Here is a 16,181-nt window from a genome sequence, read left to right as displayed (position 1 = left end):
TGTTCTTGTCCGTACGGGGCTCAGGCAGCGGTTTTAACCGGCGCATTGTCGCTCGTTGCGAGCATCGGGAAACCGAGCTTCTCGCGCGAGTCGTAATAGGCCTGGGCCACCAGGCGCGACAGCGTGCGCACGCGGCCGATGTAGGCGGCGCGCTCGGTCACCGAAATGGCGCCACGGGCGTCGAGCATGTTGAAGCTGTGCGAGGCCTTCATGATCTGCTCGTAGGCCGGCAGGGTCAGTTCCAGCTCGACCAGGCGCTTGGCCTCCGCTTCGTGGTTGGCAAAGGCGGCGAACAGCAAATCCGTATTGGCGTGCTCGAAGTTATAGGTCGACTGCTCGACTTCGTTCTGGTGGAAGACGTCGCCGTAAGACAGCTTCTTGGTGATGCCGTTTTCTTCCCACTCGGTCCAGACCAGGTCGTAGACGTTTTCCACGCCCTGCAGGTACATCGCCAGGCGCTCGATGCCGTAGGTGATTTCGCCCAGCACCGGCTTGCAGTCGAGACCGCCAACCTGCTGAAAATAGGTGAACTGCGTCACTTCCATGCCGTTCAGCCAGACTTCCCAGCCTAGGCCCCAGGCGCCCAGGGTCGGGCTTTCCCAGTCGTCCTCGACGAAACGCACGTCGTTCTGCTTCAGGTCGAGGCCCAGCGCCTCGAGCGAACCGAGGTAGAGATCGAGGATGTTTTCCGGGGCCGGCTTCAGGACCACCTGGTACTGGTAATAGTGCTGCAGGCGGTTCGGGTTCTCGCCGTAGCGGCCATCCTTCGGGCGGCGCGAAGGCTGCACATAGGCCGCGCGCCATGGCTCCGGTCCGATCGCACGCAGGAAGGTGCCGGTGTGGAAGGTGCCGGCGCCGACTTCCATGTCATAGGGCTGGAGCAGGGCGCAGCCTTGCTTGTCCCAGTAGGACTGCAAGGTCAGGATGATTTGTTGGAATGTGAGCATCGGCTATCAGGCGCGCGCAGGGGAGCGCGCACAGTATGGGTTTGCAGGTTTGCTAATAAGGGACAATTCTAGCGGGTTTTATCCGGCCTCTGGGGCCGGAATCGGCCCATCTATACGGGATTGCTCTTTTTCTTCCGGTAATTGCGGCCGAAGAACCACGCTGCCGCCAGCGCCACGGCGCCCAGCGCCAGGAAAGCCAGGTTGCCGAAGCGGATATACGGCGTCATGCCGGCGGTGCCGCGCACGGTGGCCGTCAGCACGCCTTGCGTATAGAAGGGCAGCACCTGCACGATGCGGCCGCGATGGTCGATGATGGCGGTGGCGCCGTCGTTGGTCGAGCGCAGCATCGGGCGGCCGGTTTCCAGGGTGCGCATGCGCGAAATCTGCAGGTGCTGCGGAATCGCGGTCGACTGGCCATACCAGGACAGGTTCGACATGTTCAGCAGCATGGTCGCGGGACGCGGCGCATTGCGCAGTTGCCAGGCGATCTCTTCGCCGAACACGTCTTCATAGCAAATGTTCGGCAGCACCAGCTGGTCCTTGACCGCGATCGGCGCCTGCAGGCCCGTGCCGCGGGTGGCGTCGTTCAGCGGGATGTTCATCATGTCGGTGACCCAGCGGAAACCGGGCGGGATGAATTCGCCGAAGGGCACCAGGTGCGCCTTGTCGTAGCGATACGGCTGCTGGTTTGGCTGTGGCTGCGGCGTGATGGCGATCACGCTGTTGGCGTACTGGGTGGGACTGTCGAGCAACGGCATGCCGACCGCGAGGGTGCTGCCGCTTTTGGTCGCGAACGCCTGCAGGCCGGCCAGGTAGCCCGGAGGCAGATTGTGCGGGAAAGAGGGAATTGCCGTTTCCGGGGTGGCGACCAGGTCGGCCGGCGCGGTCGTGATCATGCCCTGGTAACGCTCGAGGATGCTCGAGAGGAAGGCGTAATCGAACTTGCGGTCTTGCGGGATATTTCCTTGCAACAGGCGCACTGTGATCGGCGACCCTGTTTCCTGGGTCCACTCGATATGGCCCAGCGTATAACCGCCGGCCAGCACGGCGCCGAGCAGGCCGATGGCCCACGGCCGCGCACGCTGGGTCAGCAGCACGAGGCAGCCGCCGCAGAGGGCGACGAGCACGCCGATGCCATACACGCCGACCAGCGGTGCGAAGCCGGACAGCGGCGCCGTGTCGTGCGCGTAACCCGAGACCGACCAGGGGAAACCCGTAAACACCCAGCCGCGCATCCATTCGGACACGCCCCAGGTGGTCGGCAGGACCAGCAGCACGAAGGCGGCGAGCGGCAGCGACCAGCGCTGGCGCAGCCAGGCGGCGACGCCGGTCGCAAACGCCCCGAACAGGCCCATGTACAGCCCGAGCAGCACGATGCCGATCGCCCCGAGGATGGCCGGCAGGTGGGCGAAGCGGGTCAGCATGATGTACAGCCAGAACATGGCGCCGACCGACCAGCCGAAGCCGAACGCCCAGCCGATCAGGGTCGCGCGCTTGACCGAACTGCCCAGGCCCACCTGGTAGAACAGCCAGGCCAGCAGCGGGAACTGCAGCGGCCACCAGCCGTAGGGCTCGAACGAGAACAGGGAAGCGCCGCCGGCCAGCGCGGCGCTGACCAGCAGCGCTGCCGAGGGCCGCGTACCGCGCGCGGCGGCAGCGACCGTCGGATCGACCGGGGTGGAAGCAGTACCAGAAGAAATACGACGACGCAGCATCAGTCGTCGTCGTCGCGTGCGTTCGGTGAGGGCGGCAGCTTTTCAACCAGCAAGACGTGGATCTGGCGGGCGTCGGCGCGCAGCACTTCGAAGCGCAGGTTACGCAAGGTAAATTCCTCGCCCTTGTGCGGCATGCGGCCGAGGTGGCCGGCGACGAAACCGCCGATGGTATCGGCTTCGTCTTCGGGCAGGTCGACGCCGATTTCTTCGTTGAACTGATCGATCTCGGTCAGCGCCTTGACGCGCCAGCGCGGGCCGCGCTGGCCTTCCTTGACCGACAGGACATTGTCTTCTTCCTCATCGAAATCGTATTCGTCTTCGATGTCGCCGACGATCTGCTCGAGCACGTCTTCGATGGTGATCAGGCCCGCCACGCCGCTGTACTCGTCGACGACGATGGCCATGTGGTTGTGGTTGGCGCGAAAATCGCGCAGCAGCACGTTCAGGCGTTTCGATTCGGGAATGAAGATCGCCGGACGCAGCATGGCGCGCACGTCAAAGGAGTCCTCCGCGTAATACCGCAGCAGATCCTTGGCCAGCAGGATACCGACCACCTTGTCGCGCTCGCCCTCGATGGCGGGGAAGCGCGAGTGGGCCGTCTGCAGCACGATCGGCAGCCAGGTCTCGATCGGATCGGTGATGTCGACCACGTCCATTTGCGAGCGCGGCACCATGATGTCGCGGGCGGACAGGTCGGATACCTGGAATACACCCTCGATCATCGACAAGGCGTCGGCGTCGATGAGGTTGCGCTCGTGTGCTTCGTGCAGCACTTCAAGCAGCTCGGTGCGGTTTTCTGGCTCAGGGGAGATGAGTGCGGTCAACCTTTCGAAGAGGGACCGGTGAGGCTTGGCGTCCTGGCGGACGTCACTGGGATACTCGGGCATAGTTGGCGTGAAGCCGTTGTTACGATAGGCATAGGATACACGAAAAGCCCGGGGCGATGCCCTCCGGGGCGTGCGCAGGGGAGGGCTTACTCGTCCGCGTAGGGATCCGGATAGCCGAGCACTTCCATGATGTCGCGCTCGAACTGTTCCATTTCCTCGGCTTCCTCGTCGTGCTCGTGGTCGTAGCCCTGGGCGTGCAGCACGCCATGCACGATCAGGTGCGCCGCGTGTTCCTCGACCGTCTTCTTCTGTTCATCGGCTTCGCGCTGCAGCACGTCGGTGCACAGGATGATGTCGGCCTGGGTCGGTTCGTCCTCGCCCAGTTCCTCGCCTTCGTTATAGGCAAAGGTCAGCACGTTGGTCGCGTAATCTTTGCCGCGGTAGTCGCGGTTGAGCGTCTGCCCCTCCGCGCTGTCGACAAAGCGGACCGTCAGCTCGGCCGGTCCGAGCAGGGTGGCGCGCACCCAGCGCTCCACCAGCTCGGGGGGCAGCATGGATTCAAGGCGGGCGTCCGGGTACTGGACGTCCAGGTCAAGCTCATGGTTTTTTACGGACATTTCGGGTCGTCGCAGGTTTCGTCAATGCGCCCATTTCCTGGACCGCGTTGGCTGTCTCATAGGCATCGACGATGCGGCCCACCAGCGGGTGGCGCACCACGTCGGCGCTCGAGAATTGCGTGAAGGCGATGCCGCGCACGTCTTTCAGCACGTGCATGGCGTCGACCAGGCCCGAGCGCTGGGTCTTGTGCAGGTCGACCTGGGTAACGTCGCCGGTGACCACGGCCTTGCTGCCGAAGCCGATCCGCGTCAGGAACATCTTCATCTGTTCGACCGTCGTGTTCTGCGCCTCGTCGAGGATGACGAAAGCGTGGTTCAGCGTGCGGCCGCGCATGTAGGCCAGCGGGGCGATCTCGATGACCTGCTTCTCGAACAGCTTTTGCGTGCGGTCAAAGCCGAGCAGGTCGTAGAGCGCGTCGTATAAAGGGCGCAGGTAGGGATCGACCTTCTGGCTCATGTCGCCCGGCAAGAAGCCGAGGCGCTCGCCGGCTTCCACCGCCGGGCGCGTCAGGATAATGCGCTTGACGGCATCGCGTTCGAGCGCGTCGACGGCGCAGGCCACGGCGAGATAGGTCTTGCCGGTACCGGCCGGGCCGATGCCGAAGCTGATGTCGTGCTCGAGGACGGCGCGCAGGTACTGGATCTGGTGCGGCGTACGGCCGCGCAGGTCGCTGCGGCGCGTTTTCAGCATCGGGCTGGTCAGTTCGGAGTCCTCGCCCGCCTCGGCGTCCACGGCAGCCGGCGCTTTTACATCTGCGCCGGCGACGGGCACGCCGTCGATGGTCGGCTTCAGGCCGGCGCGCTGCTCCACCAGCGCCAGTTGCACTTCCTCGATCGGAACGATCTTGTTGGCAACGGCGTAAAAGCGTTCGAGCAGCTCGACCGCGCGGTCGGCATTCACGCCGCTGACGATGAATTTTTCGCCACGGCGGAACACGGTCACGTCGAGCGCCGCGGAAATCTGGCGCAGGTTTTCGTCGAGCGGACCGCACAGGTGGGCGAGCCGGGTGTTATCCATCGGCTCGGGAATGAAATAGGACGGCTGGGAGGGGTTCTGTGTTTTCAACTGGCTAAGGCAATCGTATCGAGATTGGCGACGAGTTCGCCGCGCAGTGAATAATCCAGGCTCTCGACGACGCGTACATCGACCAGTTGGCCGATCAGCGCGTTGCAGGAAGCGCCCGGTGCGAAAATGACCACCCGGTTGTTCTCGGTGCGGCCTTGCAGTTCGGATGGATCTTTCTTGGACGGCCCCTCGACCAGGAGGCGCTGCACCGTGCCGACCATGGCGGCGCTGTACTTGCGCGTATTCAGGTCGATCAGCGCTTGCAGGCGCTGCAGGCGCGCCAGCTTGACCTCGTGCGGGGTGTCGTCGTCCAGGTTGGCAGCCGGAGTGCCGGGGCGCTTGCTGAAGATGAAGCTGAAACTGTTGTCGAAACCGACATCCTGTACCAGCTTCATCATGGCCTCGAAATCGGCATCGGTCTCGCCGGGGAAGCCGACGATGAAGTCGGACGAAATCGCGATATCCGGGCGCACGGCGCGGATGCGGCGGATGATCGACTTGTATTCGATACCGGTATAGCCGCGCTTCATGGCGCCCAGGATGCGGTCCGAGCCATGCTGCACAGGCAAATACAAGTGATTCACCAGTTGCGGGATCTTCGCGTAGGCGTCGATCAGGCGCTGGGTGAATTCCTTCGGATGGCTGGTGACGAAGCGCAGGCGTTCGATGCCGGGAATCTCGGCGATGTATTCGAGCAGCAGGGCGAAGTCGGCTATTTCGCCGCTTTCCATGGTGCCGCGGAAGGCATTCACGTTCTGGCCGAGCAGCATGATTTCCTTGACGCCCTGGGCGGCCAGCCCGGCTACTTCGGTCAGCACATCCTCGAAGCGGCGCGACACTTCCTCGCCACGGGTATACGGCACCACGCAGTAACTGCAATATTTACTGCAGCCTTCCATGATCGAGACGTAAGCGACCGGGCCCTCGACCTTGGCCGGGGGAAGGTGGTCGAACTTTTCGATTTCCGGGAAGCTGATATCGACTTGCGCCGTGCCGCTGCTGCGGCGCGCGCGGATCATCTGCGGCAGGCGATGCAGGGTCTGCGGACCGAACACCATGTCGACGTGCGGCGCACGCTTGACGATTGCCGCGCCTTCCTGGGAAGCCACGCAGCCGCCCACGCCAATGATGAGATCAGGGCGCTGGCGCTTCAGTTCGCGCAGTCGGCCCAAGTCCGAAAACACTTTTTCCTGGGCTTTTTCGCGCACGGAGCAGGTATTGAGCAGGATAACGTCCGCGTCTTCAGGCTTGTCGGTGCGAACCAGTCCATCGGACGCACCCAGCACGTCCGCCATCTTGTCCGAGTCGTACTCGTTCATTTGGCAGCCGAAGGTTTTAATAAATACTTTTTTCTGCATGGAATGCTTTGTTGAAATGTGTGCTGATGCTTTGACAAGACGCCAAGGCAGTTTAACGTAAATCCCCATTCGCAGCCAAAACCACGTGCGGACCAGTATGAGGAGCGCGTGCGGAGGGCATAAGTTAATGCCCGCTGGAATTAATCGTTGCCCTTGCCGAAACGGTTATCAAGATAATCAGATTGTTAAATTGCCAGAAAGAAGCAAATCGCTGAAGACAAGGCAGAGTCAGCGTTTGCACAATATATTTCCTGTTGTAAATCAATGCCTTCGGACGAAATTCTTTTACATAAATTAACGAAAGAAATCTCTTGCGTGCGCCACAAATAATCCCCATGTGTTGAAATGACGATGTGACAAGCTTTCCACGCGATAGCTTGATTTCCAACAATGAGTCATGTGTTCAAGACGGATGTGCAGCTTCCGTATGGGTCTGATAATTTGTTTGAAAGACAAGTGCGTTCGAGGGAGTGTTAAGCAGGACGCATGCGCTCCGGCATGTTCTTAAGCGAAACTTCAGACTTGTTCTGTTTAATCGTCCAGGAGCGTTGTCCGGGAACTTAGTTTGACGGAAGGTAGTCATTAACAAAGTTCGTAACGGAACTATTTTAACCACACTCACGAGGTAAAAAATCATGGCACATCATGCTTTGTCTTCACAGGAAAGCTACAACCCGAACCACCTGCTCGACATTCTGCTTGGCAAAATGCAGCTGAAAAACGATGCTGCGCTCTCGCGCATGCTCGAGGTGGCCCCACCCGTCATCAGCAAAATCCGTCACCACCGTCTGCCGGTTGGCGCTTCGCTGTTGATCCGCATGCACGAAGTCACCGGCATGAGCATCCGCGACCTGCGCGACCTCATGGGCGATCGCCGCACCAAGTATCGCCTGTCCGATGCCCAGGGCCGTCCAAAGCCAGAGGAAAAGGCAGCAGCCGCGGCAGCCGCCCAGCAACAGCAGCAGCAACAAACGCAAACGACTGACGCCTCGCCTTCGACGTCCGGTAACTATGCGCACTAATACCGATGGCGTGGCAGCCTTCACTGCCATGCCTTCGGTCAAGCCTGGCAGCGGCCCGGCGTCCTAGGACGTCGCGCACGCTGCCTTTTTTCGCGTCCCGTCGGCCTGAATGCCCGCAGGACGTCATCGTTTTTCCTTCTTTTACTTCGTTCTCCCGCCTCCCGGCCGGCCATGCGCTGTGCGCGTCCGCTGCCATCGTGTTCCCATCCGCAGTCCTCGCAGTTTTCGCAGTCCTTTAAAGGCGCCCCGAGCACACCTGCGCCGAGTATTGTATTCTCGCCGTGCCCCGCCGTCATGACAATCATACGTGTTGCGTGCCAAACGCCTGCCTGCGGCCGGGCTTGCTAATTCAAAGACAAAAGGACTCCCATGAAACTCTATTTCAGCCCCGGCGCCTGCTCGCTGTCCCCCCATATCGTCCTGCTCGAGGCGGGCCTGGCTTTCACGAGCGAGCGCGTCGACCTGCGCGAGAAGCGCACCGCCAGTGGCGCCGACTTCCGTGCGATCAACCCGAAGGGCTATGTGCCGGCACTGCAGCTCGACGATGCCACCGTGCTCACTGAAGGCCCGGCCATCGTCCAGTACCTGGCCGACCTGGCGCCGGCAGCCGGGCTGCTGCCGGCCGTGGGCAATATCGAACGGTATGAGGCGATCGGCTGGCTGAACTATATTGCGACCGAGCTGCACAAGAACTTCAGCCCGCTCTTCAATCCGGCGGCCAGCGAAGACATGACCGCGCATGCGCGCAAGATGCTGACGCTGCGCCTGGCGCATGTTGCCGCGCATCTGGATGGACGCGAATTTCTCGGCAGCGGTTTCGGCGTGGCCGATGCCTATCTGTTCACCGTGCTTGGGTGGGCCGGTTTCGTCAAGCTCAGCCTGGATGCCTGGCCAGGGCTGCAGGCTTACCACGGCCGCATCGCCGCCCGCCCGGCAGTCCAGCAGGCAATGCGGGAAGAAGGCCTGCTCAAATAAGCGCACGCGCCTCCCGAGGGGCGCTACCATGGCCAGATGACCAGCCACTGCTACATTGCCCTCTTGCGAGGTATTAATGTTGGCCGCGCCAAGCGCGTTGCCATGGCCGATTTGCGCAAGCTGATCGGCGAGATGGGCTATCGCGAGGTGCGAAGCGTTCTCAATAGCGGCAATCTCGTGTTCAGCGCCGCCGGCATCACACCCCAGCTGGCGGCCAGGGCGATCGAGGAGCAACTCGTCCTCAAGCTTGGCGTGGTGGCGCGTGTCATGGTGCTCAGCCGCGACGAACTCGCCACCGTGCTCGCCGAAAACACCTTGCTGCCGCTTGCCGCCGACCATTCCCGCCTGCTGGTGTTCCTGCTGTGCGACGCTGCGGCGCGCGCGGCGGTCGCCCCGCTGTGCGAACGCGATTGGGGACAGGAAGCGCTGGCTGTGGGCCAGCGCGCAGCCTATGTGTGGTGTCCGGAAGGGGTGCTCGACAGCGCAGCTGCAAGCGCGCTCGGAAAACAGTTGGGCGACAACACTACCTCGCGCAACTGGAACACACTGTGCAAGCTGTATGCCCAGTGCAGCACGGCTGCTGCGGCGCCGCCGGGCGCCTAGCCCGGCTATTCAAACTTCTCGCTACTATCCCGGCGCACCTTGTAGCCAACCAGGACCAGGCCCACCAGCATCATTGCAAACACCTCCGGCTCCGGCAATTCGGACATGCTGGCCGGCGGCAGCGTCGTCGGGCCTGGGGCGACGACGCGCGCCTGCGCCGGTGGCGCGGCGCCAGCCGTTTCCGGAAGCAGTTCGATCAGCTTGGCCTGGGCGGCACTGCCGATGGTGAGGGCAAGCGCGACGGCGAGTGCGAGTTTGTTCACGATGGTTCCTTTCTTGCAGCAGGATCAGCATGACGGAACGATGGCGTCGGCGCAGCGCGACACCTGGCCAAGCATAGCAAAACGGTGCCGGGGAAGGGTGTTCGATTCGTGACGAAAACGCGTGTGAAAGAAATGCGACAGCTTGGTGAAATCGATAATATCAATTCGGCACGTTTTCCAGGGCTTTTCTTTGCTGTTTTACTAATCAGTTGCCATAACGCCCAGAATCTTGTCAGCATTCTTGCCAGCCCTACAACGGATACTGTTGACACCTTTTCTACCTATGACAGGGATCAAGAAAATTTAAGCGTCCCGTATACATCTGCGTTTTTTTTCCGGGTATAGTCTGCCTATCCCTGTTGCTTTAGGGCATCAAAACGATGCCGAACACATATGTTCGGCCAGCCGCGGCCTGTAGGAGCCGCCGCCATTTCGGCAAGCAGTTCAAGGAAATGGCAAACGCAGTTTGCACTGTCGCAAATGCGTATTCATCACTTCTAGCGTACCGAACTATGCCCAACTTTGCCCGACTTCAGATCGCCTTCAAGAACGTCTATGTACGCATCGCCGCAGCCGTGCTGCTGGGCGCCGCGACGGGCGTGGCGATCTACACGGCCGACGCGCCGCAGGACCCGAGCCCGGTCGTCCATTCGCAGGACATTTCCGCGATCACGCGCCTGGCCACCCAGAAAGACAAGCTCGACTACCTGATGGTGGCCCTGCCGCTGTCCGAGTCGCCGCGCTATGTCTTCAAGTTCAAGAACGCTCCCGAGCTGCACGTGGTCAAGGTGCCGAGCACCTCGCATCTGTCCCTCGAGCGCGAAGTGCTGCTGAAGAACGCCATTCCGTATTCGATCGCAAAAGACGAGTACCTGGCCTCGCACAAGGCCGTTCTCGACGAAGGCGGCACGGTCGGTTCGGCCACCATCGGCTTCCTGAAGCGCCATGCCTTCGAGATCCTGCTGATCGGCCTGGTCATCTACTGCCTGAAGTTCGGCATTCCCGGCATGGGCGCGGGCGCCAGTATCATCACGCCGGACAAGCTCAAGGGCAGCATGGACGACCTGATCGGCATGGAAGACATCAAGCAGGAAGTGCTGCACCTCGAAGACATGATCCGCAACCGCGAGGAATACCACTCGCACAACATCGACAAGCCATTCAATGTCATGCTGACCGGTCCTGCCGGCACCGGCAAGACCAAGCTGGTCGGCTACCTGGCCAAGCGCCTCGACATGCCGCTGCTGCAAGCCTCGGGTTCGGCGCTCGAATCGGGCTATGTTGGCGGCGGTTCGAAAGCGCTCAACGCCCTCTATCGCAAGGCCTGCGCCAAGGGCAAGTGCATCATCTTCCTCGATGAAGCGCAGAGCCTGTTCATGCCGCGCGGCCGCAGCGAAAAGAAATGGGAAGACGATACCGCCAACACCCTGCTTGGCCTGCTCGACGGCGTCAAGAGCGACAAGGGCCAGGGCGTGATCTGGGTCGTCGCCTCGAACTTTGACGACGCCACGACCGACATGGACGAAGCGATGCTGCGCCGCTTCTCGGTCAAGATCAACTTCCGCCTGCCGAACAAGAACGAGCGGCGCGAACTGCTGAAGAGCTTCCTGTCGCGTAAAAAAGAAGGCCTGGTCGACTACCAGGACCTCGACCTCGACCAGGTCGCCGAGATCACCCAGAACCTCAGCCCGGCGCTGCTGGAAACCGTGGTCGAACGCGCTTCGATGCTCTCGATCCAGGAAAAGGTGGTCATCAATACCGACCTGCTGTTCCGTGCCTACGAGCGCGCCACCATCGGCCTGACCGACCGCGCCACCACGCTCGAGAAGCACAAGCAGCGCGAACGCATCGCCCTGCACGAACTGGGTCACTTCTTCATGCAGATCGACCCGCACCTGCGCGCCGGCCTGTCCCTGGCCGAAGTGAAGGAAAAGTCGCACCTGCTGAAAATCAGTACCGAAGCGGTCTCGAAGATCGGCGCGCTCGGTTATGTGCTGTCCTCGGGCGAGGACATGTCGCTGCGCACGCTCGAAGAACTCGAGCACGACGTGGTCGGCCTGTACGGCGGCATGGCGGCCGAAGAGATGTTCTACGGCGCCAGGGGCGTGTCGGTCGGCGCCCAGAACGACATCGAAAAAGTGACCAAGATGCTGAACCTGATGGTCAACCGCCTCTCGATGTACTCGCGCTCGAAGATCGACTACAGCCAGCTGAAGAACGACGCCAGCGGCGAGCACACGCTGCGCCAGATGGAAGCCAAGGCCGATGAGCTCTACAGTTATACGCTGGGCGCGATGCGCGACTACCGCGCCCTGATCGAGTCGCTGAAAGACACGCTGCTCGAGCAATACGTGCTCTCAAAAGACGCCGTCTTCGCACTGCTGGAAGAGCGCAAGGACTTGCTCAATTTCGCCCCGAAACACGCGAGTCTGAAGCTGTGCACCGAGACCGGGCAAATGGTCGCGGCGTAAAGCCGAAGCCGAAAAGACAAAATGCCCGCTGCGCGTTGGACGCCAGCGGGCATTTTTCATTCACACAGCCGCCCTCAGTGCGCGGCCTGCGCCTCTTTCAGGGTCTCGAGCACATAGCGCGTCATGTTGGTCGCCAGTTCCTGCTCGCCCAGGAACACCTTGCCGCCCGTGTCGAGGCGCAGCAGCGCCGCTTCCTGCTCGTTATGCGTGCGCACCACGCAGCGAATCGAAGGATTGAGCATCTTCGCCGTTTCGATCATCGAGCGCACATGGAAGGTGTCGGGAACGGCGATCACCATCACCGACGCGTGCGCGATATGGGCCTGGATCAGCACCGACGGTTCGGCCGCATTGCCGACCACGGCCGGCTGGTCTTCGCTGCGCAGCATCTCGACCAGTTCGCGGTTCTGCTCCGCCACCACATAATGCACCCCCTGCGCGGTCAGCTCGGCGGCGATCATCCGTCCCACGCGGCCGTAGCCGACCAGCACCACCTGCCCGGTGAGGCGCTCCTGCGGGACCGTCATCGGCAGTTCGGCCAGCGGATCGGGATTGGCTTCGAGCTTGCGCACGGCCTCGGAGTTGGCGCGCAGCCAGCGCTGCAGCGGCTCGATCGCCTTGAACAGCAGCGGATTGACCGCGATCGAGATGATCGCCCCGGCCAGGATCAGGCTCTGGCCTTCCTGCGGCATCAGTCCCAGCGAGATACCGAGCGCGGCGAGGATGAAGGAGAATTCGCCGATCTGCGCCAGGCTGGCGGACACGGTGATCGCGGTATTCAGCGGGTAGCGCAGGGCCAGCACCAGGGCCATCGCCGCGAGCGATTTGCCGAAGACGATCACCAGCACCACCGCCAGCACCTTCAGCGGGCTCTCGATCAGCACCATCGGGTCGAACAGCATGCCGACCGAGACGAAGAACAGCACCGAGAAGGCGTCGCGCAGCGGCAGCGATTCTTCGGCGGCGCGGTGCGACAGGTCCGATTCGCGCAGCACCATGCCGGCAAAGAAGGCGCCCAGCGCAAAGGAGACCCCGAACAGTTCCGAGGAGCCGTAGGCGATGCCGACAGCAGCCGCGATCACGGCCAGCGTGAACAATTCGCGCGAATTCGTCTTCGCCACTTTCCACAGGAACCAGGGGAAGAGCTTGCGCCCGACAATGAGCATGAAGGCGATGAAGCCGCCCACCTGCAGCAGTGTCATGCCGAGGGCGGTCCAGAGCGAGGTGTCGCCGCCCAGGCTCTTGCCGCCCAGCGGGCCGGAAAGCGCCGGCAGCAGCACCAGCACCAGTACCATCACCAGGTCTTCCACCACCAGCCAGCCGACCGCGATGCGTCCGTTCATCGAGTCGAGGATGCCGAGGCCTTCCAATGCGCGCAGCAGCACCACGGTGCTGGCCACCGACAGCGCCAGGCCGAACACCAGTCCGGCGCCCAGGCTCCAGCCCCACAGGTGGGCCATGCCGATACCCATCGCGGTGGCAACGGAAATTTGCAGGATCGCGCCGGGCAGGGCGATCTTGCGTACATCGAGCAGGTCGCGCAGCGAAAAATGCAGTCCCACCCCGAACATCAGCAGCATCACACCAATCTCGGCCAGTTGCGAGGCCAGCGATATGTCCGCCACGAAACCGGGCGTAGCCGGTCCGATGACCACGCCGGCGGCGAGGTAGCCGACCAGGGCCGGCAATTTCAGGCGCACGGCGAGCATGCCGAAGATGAGTCCGGCGCCGAGCGCGGCGGCGATGGTGGTGATCAGGCTGAGTTCATGGTGCATGCAGGACAGCTCCTTATCAAGGTGGAATCATTACAGTATAAGCGACGTAGCCGCGTGATCCCGAAAATAGAGGACTGCTTCCAGTGGTTCGGCCATCCGGCGCTCACGTTGCTGGCTATAATCGTTCGCACAAGGCCCAGGCCACCAACGCACACCAGGAGACAGCATGAACAAGGTATTCGTGACCGGCGTCGGGATGATCCCGTTCGCCAAGCCGGGCGCCAGCGCCCCGTACCACGAGATGGCCGCCGATGCCGTCCGCGCCGCCCTGCAGGACGCCGGCATCGATTACCAGCAGGTCGAGCAGGCCTATGCCGGCTATGTCTATGGCGACTCCACCTGCGGCCAGAAAGCCCTGTACGGCGTCGGCATGACCGGCATCCCGATCGTCAACGTCAACAACAACTGCTCGACCGGTTCCACCGCGCTGTTCCTGGCGCGCCAGGCTGTCGCCAGCGGCGCGCTGGAGTGCGTACTGGTGCTGGGCTTCGAGCAGATGAGTCCTGGCGCACTCGGTTCCGTCTTCAACGACCGCCCGGCACCTTTTGACGATTTCGACGCCGTCACCGACCGCCTGGTCGGCAAGCCCGAAATCCCGCTGGCGCTGCGCTACTTCGGCGGCGCGGGACTGGCGCACATGGAAAAATACGGTACGCCCTTCGAGGCCTTTGCCCAGATCCGCGCCAAGGCCAGCCGCCACGCCGTGAACAATCCGCTGGCGCTGTTCCGGAAGGAAGTCACGGCCCAGGACGTGCTGGACGCGCCGATGATCTGGCCCGGCGTGATGACGCGCCTGATGGCCTGCCCGCCAACCTGCGGCGCTGCCGCCGCCGTGCTGGTGTCGGAAAGCTTCGCCAGGAAGCACGGCCTGCGTGCCGACGTCTTCATCGCCGCCCAGGCCATGACCACCGACCGCCCGAGCACCTTCGAGGCCAACGACATGATGCGCCTGGTCGGCTACGAGATGAGCCGCGAGGCCGCCGACAAGGTCTACCAGCAGGCCGGCATCGGCCCGGAAGACCTCGACGTCGTCGAACTGCATGACTGCTTCGCCCACAACGAACTCATTACCTACGAAGCCCTGGGCCTGTGCCCGGAAGGCGGCGCCGACAAATTCATCCGCGACGGCGACAATACCTATGGCGGCAAGGTCGTCACGAATCCTTCCGGCGGACTGCTCTCGAAAGGGCACCCGCTGGGCGCCACCGGCCTTGCGCAATGTTTTGAATTGACCCACCAGCTGCGCGGCAGCGCCGGCGCGCGCCAGGTAGAAGGGGCACGCACGGCACTGCAGCACAACCTGGGCTTGGGCGGCGCCTGCGTCGTGACCCTGTATCAGGGAGCTTGAGGCCATGATGGACATCAGCCCTTCCTGGATGAACCCGGAACTGGAATCCTTCCGCGACGCCGTGCGCCGTTTCGTCGCGACCGAAGTCGCGCCGCACGGCGAGCGCTGGCGCCAGCAGCAGCACGTCGACCGCGAACTCTGGACCAAAGCCGGCGAGATGGGCCTGCTGGCCGCCGACATCCCCGAAGAATACGGCGGCTCGGGCGGCAATTTCGCCCACATGACGGTGGTCTTCGAGGAACTCGGCTATGCCGGCGACATGGCCTTCGGCCTGCACGTGCACGCCATCGTCGCGCACTACCTGCTGAACCAGGGCACGGAAGAGCAGAAGCACCACTACCTGCCGAAGCTGGCCAGCGGCGAGATGATCGCGGCCATCGCCATGTCCGAACCGGGCGCCGGCTCCGACCTGAAAGGCATCCGCACGGTTGCCGTAAAGGGGGAGGACGGCTACCGTCTGCACGGTTCCAAGACCTTCATTTCGAACGGCTACCTGGCCGACCTGATCCTGGTGGTGGCCAAGACCGACCCGGGCGCGGGTTCGAAGGGCATCTCGCTGATGCTGCTGGAAACCCGGAACAACCCCGGTTTTCGCGTCGGGCGCATCCTGGAAAAAGTCGGGCAGAAGGGCCAGGACACCTGCGAGCTGTTTTTCGACGACGCGCACGTGCCGCTCCAGAACGTGCTTGGCGGTGACGAGGGCAGGGGCTTTGCCCAGCTGATGACCGAACTGCCGTATGAACGCACGATCCTCGGCGTTGCCGGCGTCGCCGCCATCGAGCGCGCGCTGCGCCTGACGGTCGAGCACACCAAGGAGCGCCGCGCCTTCGGCCAGGCCCTGATCGAGATGCAGAACACGCGCTTCGTGCTGGCCGAGATCAAGACCGAGGCGACGATCGCGCGCATCTTCATCGACCGCTGCGTGGAAGACATGCTGGCCGGGCGCATGGACACGGTGCGCGCCTCGATGGCGAAGTACTGGATCTCGGACCTGCAGTGCAAGGTCGTCGACCAGTGCGTGCAGCTTTTCGGGGGCTACGGCTACATGCTCGAATACCCGATCGCCCAGATGTACGTCGACGCCCGCGTCCAGCGCATCTACGGCGGCGCCAACGAGATCATGAAAGAGATCATCGCCCGCTCGTTGTGACGCTTTCGTAGGGTGGGCTCGTAATTGAAGCCACTGGCTTCAAT

The 16,181-nt window shown here is 62.6% G+C and carries 14 protein-coding genes; 6 read left to right on the top strand and 8 right to left on the bottom strand.

What is annotated here, in order from left to right; all coding sequences use genetic code 11:
• Positions 1-20: 20 nt before the first annotated feature.
• The 6 genes from glyQ to miaB all read right to left on the bottom strand — a co-directional run bounded on the left by glyQ (position 21) and on the right by miaB (position 6,530).
• Entirely contained in the window at positions 21-947 is a 927-nt protein-coding gene (gene glyQ / locus AC56KZ_RS08935; protein WP_497161797.1) for a glycine--tRNA ligase subunit alpha, read from the bottom strand.
• 110 nt (positions 948-1,057) lie between these two features.
• A complete protein-coding gene (lnt, locus tag AC56KZ_RS08930) occupies positions 1,058-2,662 on the bottom strand; it encodes an apolipoprotein N-acyltransferase (RefSeq protein ID WP_497161796.1) in 1,605 nt (534 codons plus the stop codon).
• A complete protein-coding gene (locus AC56KZ_RS08925; protein ID WP_497161795.1) occupies positions 2,662-3,549 on the bottom strand; it encodes a CorC family transporter in 888 nt (295 codons plus the stop codon). Before AC56KZ_RS08925 ends, lnt begins: the two co-directional genes overlap by 1 nt.
• 86 nt (positions 3,550-3,635) lie before the next feature.
• Positions 3,636-4,106 (bottom strand): rRNA maturation RNase YbeY, encoded by a 471-nt coding sequence (gene ybeY / locus AC56KZ_RS08920; RefSeq protein ID WP_497161794.1) that lies wholly within the window; start codon positions 4,104-4,106, stop codon positions 3,636-3,638.
• A complete protein-coding gene (locus AC56KZ_RS08915) occupies positions 4,087-5,172 on the bottom strand; it encodes a PhoH family protein (RefSeq protein ID WP_497161793.1) in 1,086 nt (361 codons plus the stop codon). Before AC56KZ_RS08915 ends, ybeY begins: the two co-directional genes overlap by 20 nt.
• Positions 5,169-6,530: a tRNA (N6-isopentenyl adenosine(37)-C2)-methylthiotransferase MiaB gene (gene miaB / locus AC56KZ_RS08910; protein ID WP_497161792.1), complete on the bottom strand. Its 1,362-nt coding sequence runs from the start codon at positions 6,528-6,530 to the stop codon at positions 5,169-5,171. The genes AC56KZ_RS08915 and miaB overlap by 4 nt, the downstream gene beginning before the upstream one ends.
• 635 nt (positions 6,531-7,165) lie before the next feature.
• On the opposite strand from miaB, the gene AC56KZ_RS08905 reads away from it, so the two are divergent.
• The 3 genes from AC56KZ_RS08905 to AC56KZ_RS08895 all read left to right on the top strand — a co-directional run bounded on the left by AC56KZ_RS08905 (position 7,166) and on the right by AC56KZ_RS08895 (position 9,130).
• A complete protein-coding gene (locus AC56KZ_RS08905) occupies positions 7,166-7,552 on the top strand; it encodes a hypothetical protein (RefSeq protein ID WP_497161791.1) in 387 nt (128 codons plus the stop codon).
• A gap of 369 nt (positions 7,553-7,921) precedes the next feature.
• The gene (gene gstA, locus AC56KZ_RS08900) at positions 7,922-8,527 is read left to right on the top strand and encodes a glutathione transferase GstA (protein ID WP_497161790.1); all 606 of its coding nucleotides are present in this window, start codon (positions 7,922-7,924) and stop codon (positions 8,525-8,527) included.
• Between the two features lie 36 nt (positions 8,528-8,563).
• Positions 8,564-9,130 (top strand): DUF1697 domain-containing protein, encoded by a 567-nt coding sequence (locus tag AC56KZ_RS08895; RefSeq protein ID WP_497161789.1) that lies wholly within the window; start codon positions 8,564-8,566, stop codon positions 9,128-9,130.
• Positions 9,131-9,135: 5 nt separating this feature from the next.
• Here AC56KZ_RS08895 and AC56KZ_RS08890 read toward each other — a convergent pair whose 3' ends face one another.
• Entirely contained in the window at positions 9,136-9,393 is a 258-nt protein-coding gene (locus AC56KZ_RS08890) for a hypothetical protein (RefSeq protein WP_497161788.1), read from the bottom strand.
• 512 nt (positions 9,394-9,905) lie between these two features.
• On the opposite strand from AC56KZ_RS08890, the gene AC56KZ_RS08885 reads away from it, so the two are divergent.
• Positions 9,906-11,864, top strand: a complete 1,959-nt coding sequence (locus AC56KZ_RS08885; RefSeq protein ID WP_497161787.1) for an AAA family ATPase — start codon at positions 9,906-9,908, stop codon at positions 11,862-11,864.
• A 74-nt stretch (positions 11,865-11,938) separates the two neighbouring features.
• On the opposite strand, the gene AC56KZ_RS08880 is transcribed toward AC56KZ_RS08885, so the two are convergent.
• Positions 11,939-13,639 carry a cation:proton antiporter domain-containing protein gene (locus AC56KZ_RS08880; protein WP_497161786.1) on the bottom strand — a complete coding sequence of 567 codons (1,701 nt, stop codon included), beginning with the start codon at positions 13,637-13,639 and terminating at the stop codon, positions 11,939-11,941.
• 166 nt (positions 13,640-13,805) lie between these two features.
• On the opposite strand from AC56KZ_RS08880, the gene AC56KZ_RS08875 reads away from it, so the two are divergent.
• Entirely contained in the window at positions 13,806-14,987 is a 1,182-nt protein-coding gene (locus tag AC56KZ_RS08875; RefSeq protein WP_497161785.1) for a lipid-transfer protein, read from the top strand.
• A gap of 7 nt (positions 14,988-14,994) precedes the next feature.
• Positions 14,995-16,137, top strand: a complete 1,143-nt coding sequence (locus tag AC56KZ_RS08870; protein WP_497162128.1) for an acyl-CoA dehydrogenase family protein — start codon at positions 14,995-14,997, stop codon at positions 16,135-16,137.
• Positions 16,138-16,181 lie beyond the last annotated feature (44 nt).

The organism is Telluria sp. LT2P34 (genome assembly GCF_059685915.1).
Note: the sequence above shows the minus strand (reverse complement) of the source record. Positions and strands in the feature narration are given on the sequence as shown.

Excerpts from the sequence above, each read along its gene's own strand:
- glyQ (WP_497161797.1), bottom strand. The coding sequence starts at position 947 with ATGCTCACATTCCAACAAATCATCCTGACCTTGCAGTCCTACTGGGAC.
- lnt (WP_497161796.1), bottom strand. The coding sequence starts at position 2,662 with ATGCTGCGTCGTCGTATTTCTTCTGGTACTGCTTCCACCCCGGTCGAT.
- AC56KZ_RS08925 (WP_497161795.1), bottom strand. The coding sequence starts at position 3,549 with ATGCCCGAGTATCCCAGTGACGTCCGCCAGGACGCCAAGCCTCACCGG.
- ybeY (WP_497161794.1), bottom strand. The coding sequence starts at position 4,106 with ATGTCCGTAAAAAACCATGAGCTTGACCTGGACGTCCAGTACCCGGAC.
- miaB (WP_497161792.1), bottom strand. The coding sequence starts at position 6,530 with ATGCAGAAAAAAGTATTTATTAAAACCTTCGGCTGCCAAATGAACGAG.
- AC56KZ_RS08905 (WP_497161791.1), top strand. The coding sequence starts at position 7,166 with ATGGCACATCATGCTTTGTCTTCACAGGAAAGCTACAACCCGAACCAC.
- gstA (WP_497161790.1), top strand. The coding sequence starts at position 7,922 with ATGAAACTCTATTTCAGCCCCGGCGCCTGCTCGCTGTCCCCCCATATC.
- AC56KZ_RS08895 (WP_497161789.1), top strand. The coding sequence starts at position 8,564 with ATGACCAGCCACTGCTACATTGCCCTCTTGCGAGGTATTAATGTTGGC.
- AC56KZ_RS08885 (WP_497161787.1), top strand. The coding sequence starts at position 9,906 with ATGCCCAACTTTGCCCGACTTCAGATCGCCTTCAAGAACGTCTATGTA.
- AC56KZ_RS08880 (WP_497161786.1), bottom strand. The coding sequence starts at position 13,639 with ATGCACCATGAACTCAGCCTGATCACCACCATCGCCGCCGCGCTCGGC.
- AC56KZ_RS08875 (WP_497161785.1), top strand. The coding sequence starts at position 13,806 with ATGAACAAGGTATTCGTGACCGGCGTCGGGATGATCCCGTTCGCCAAG.
- AC56KZ_RS08870 (WP_497162128.1), top strand. The coding sequence starts at position 14,995 with ATGGACATCAGCCCTTCCTGGATGAACCCGGAACTGGAATCCTTCCGC.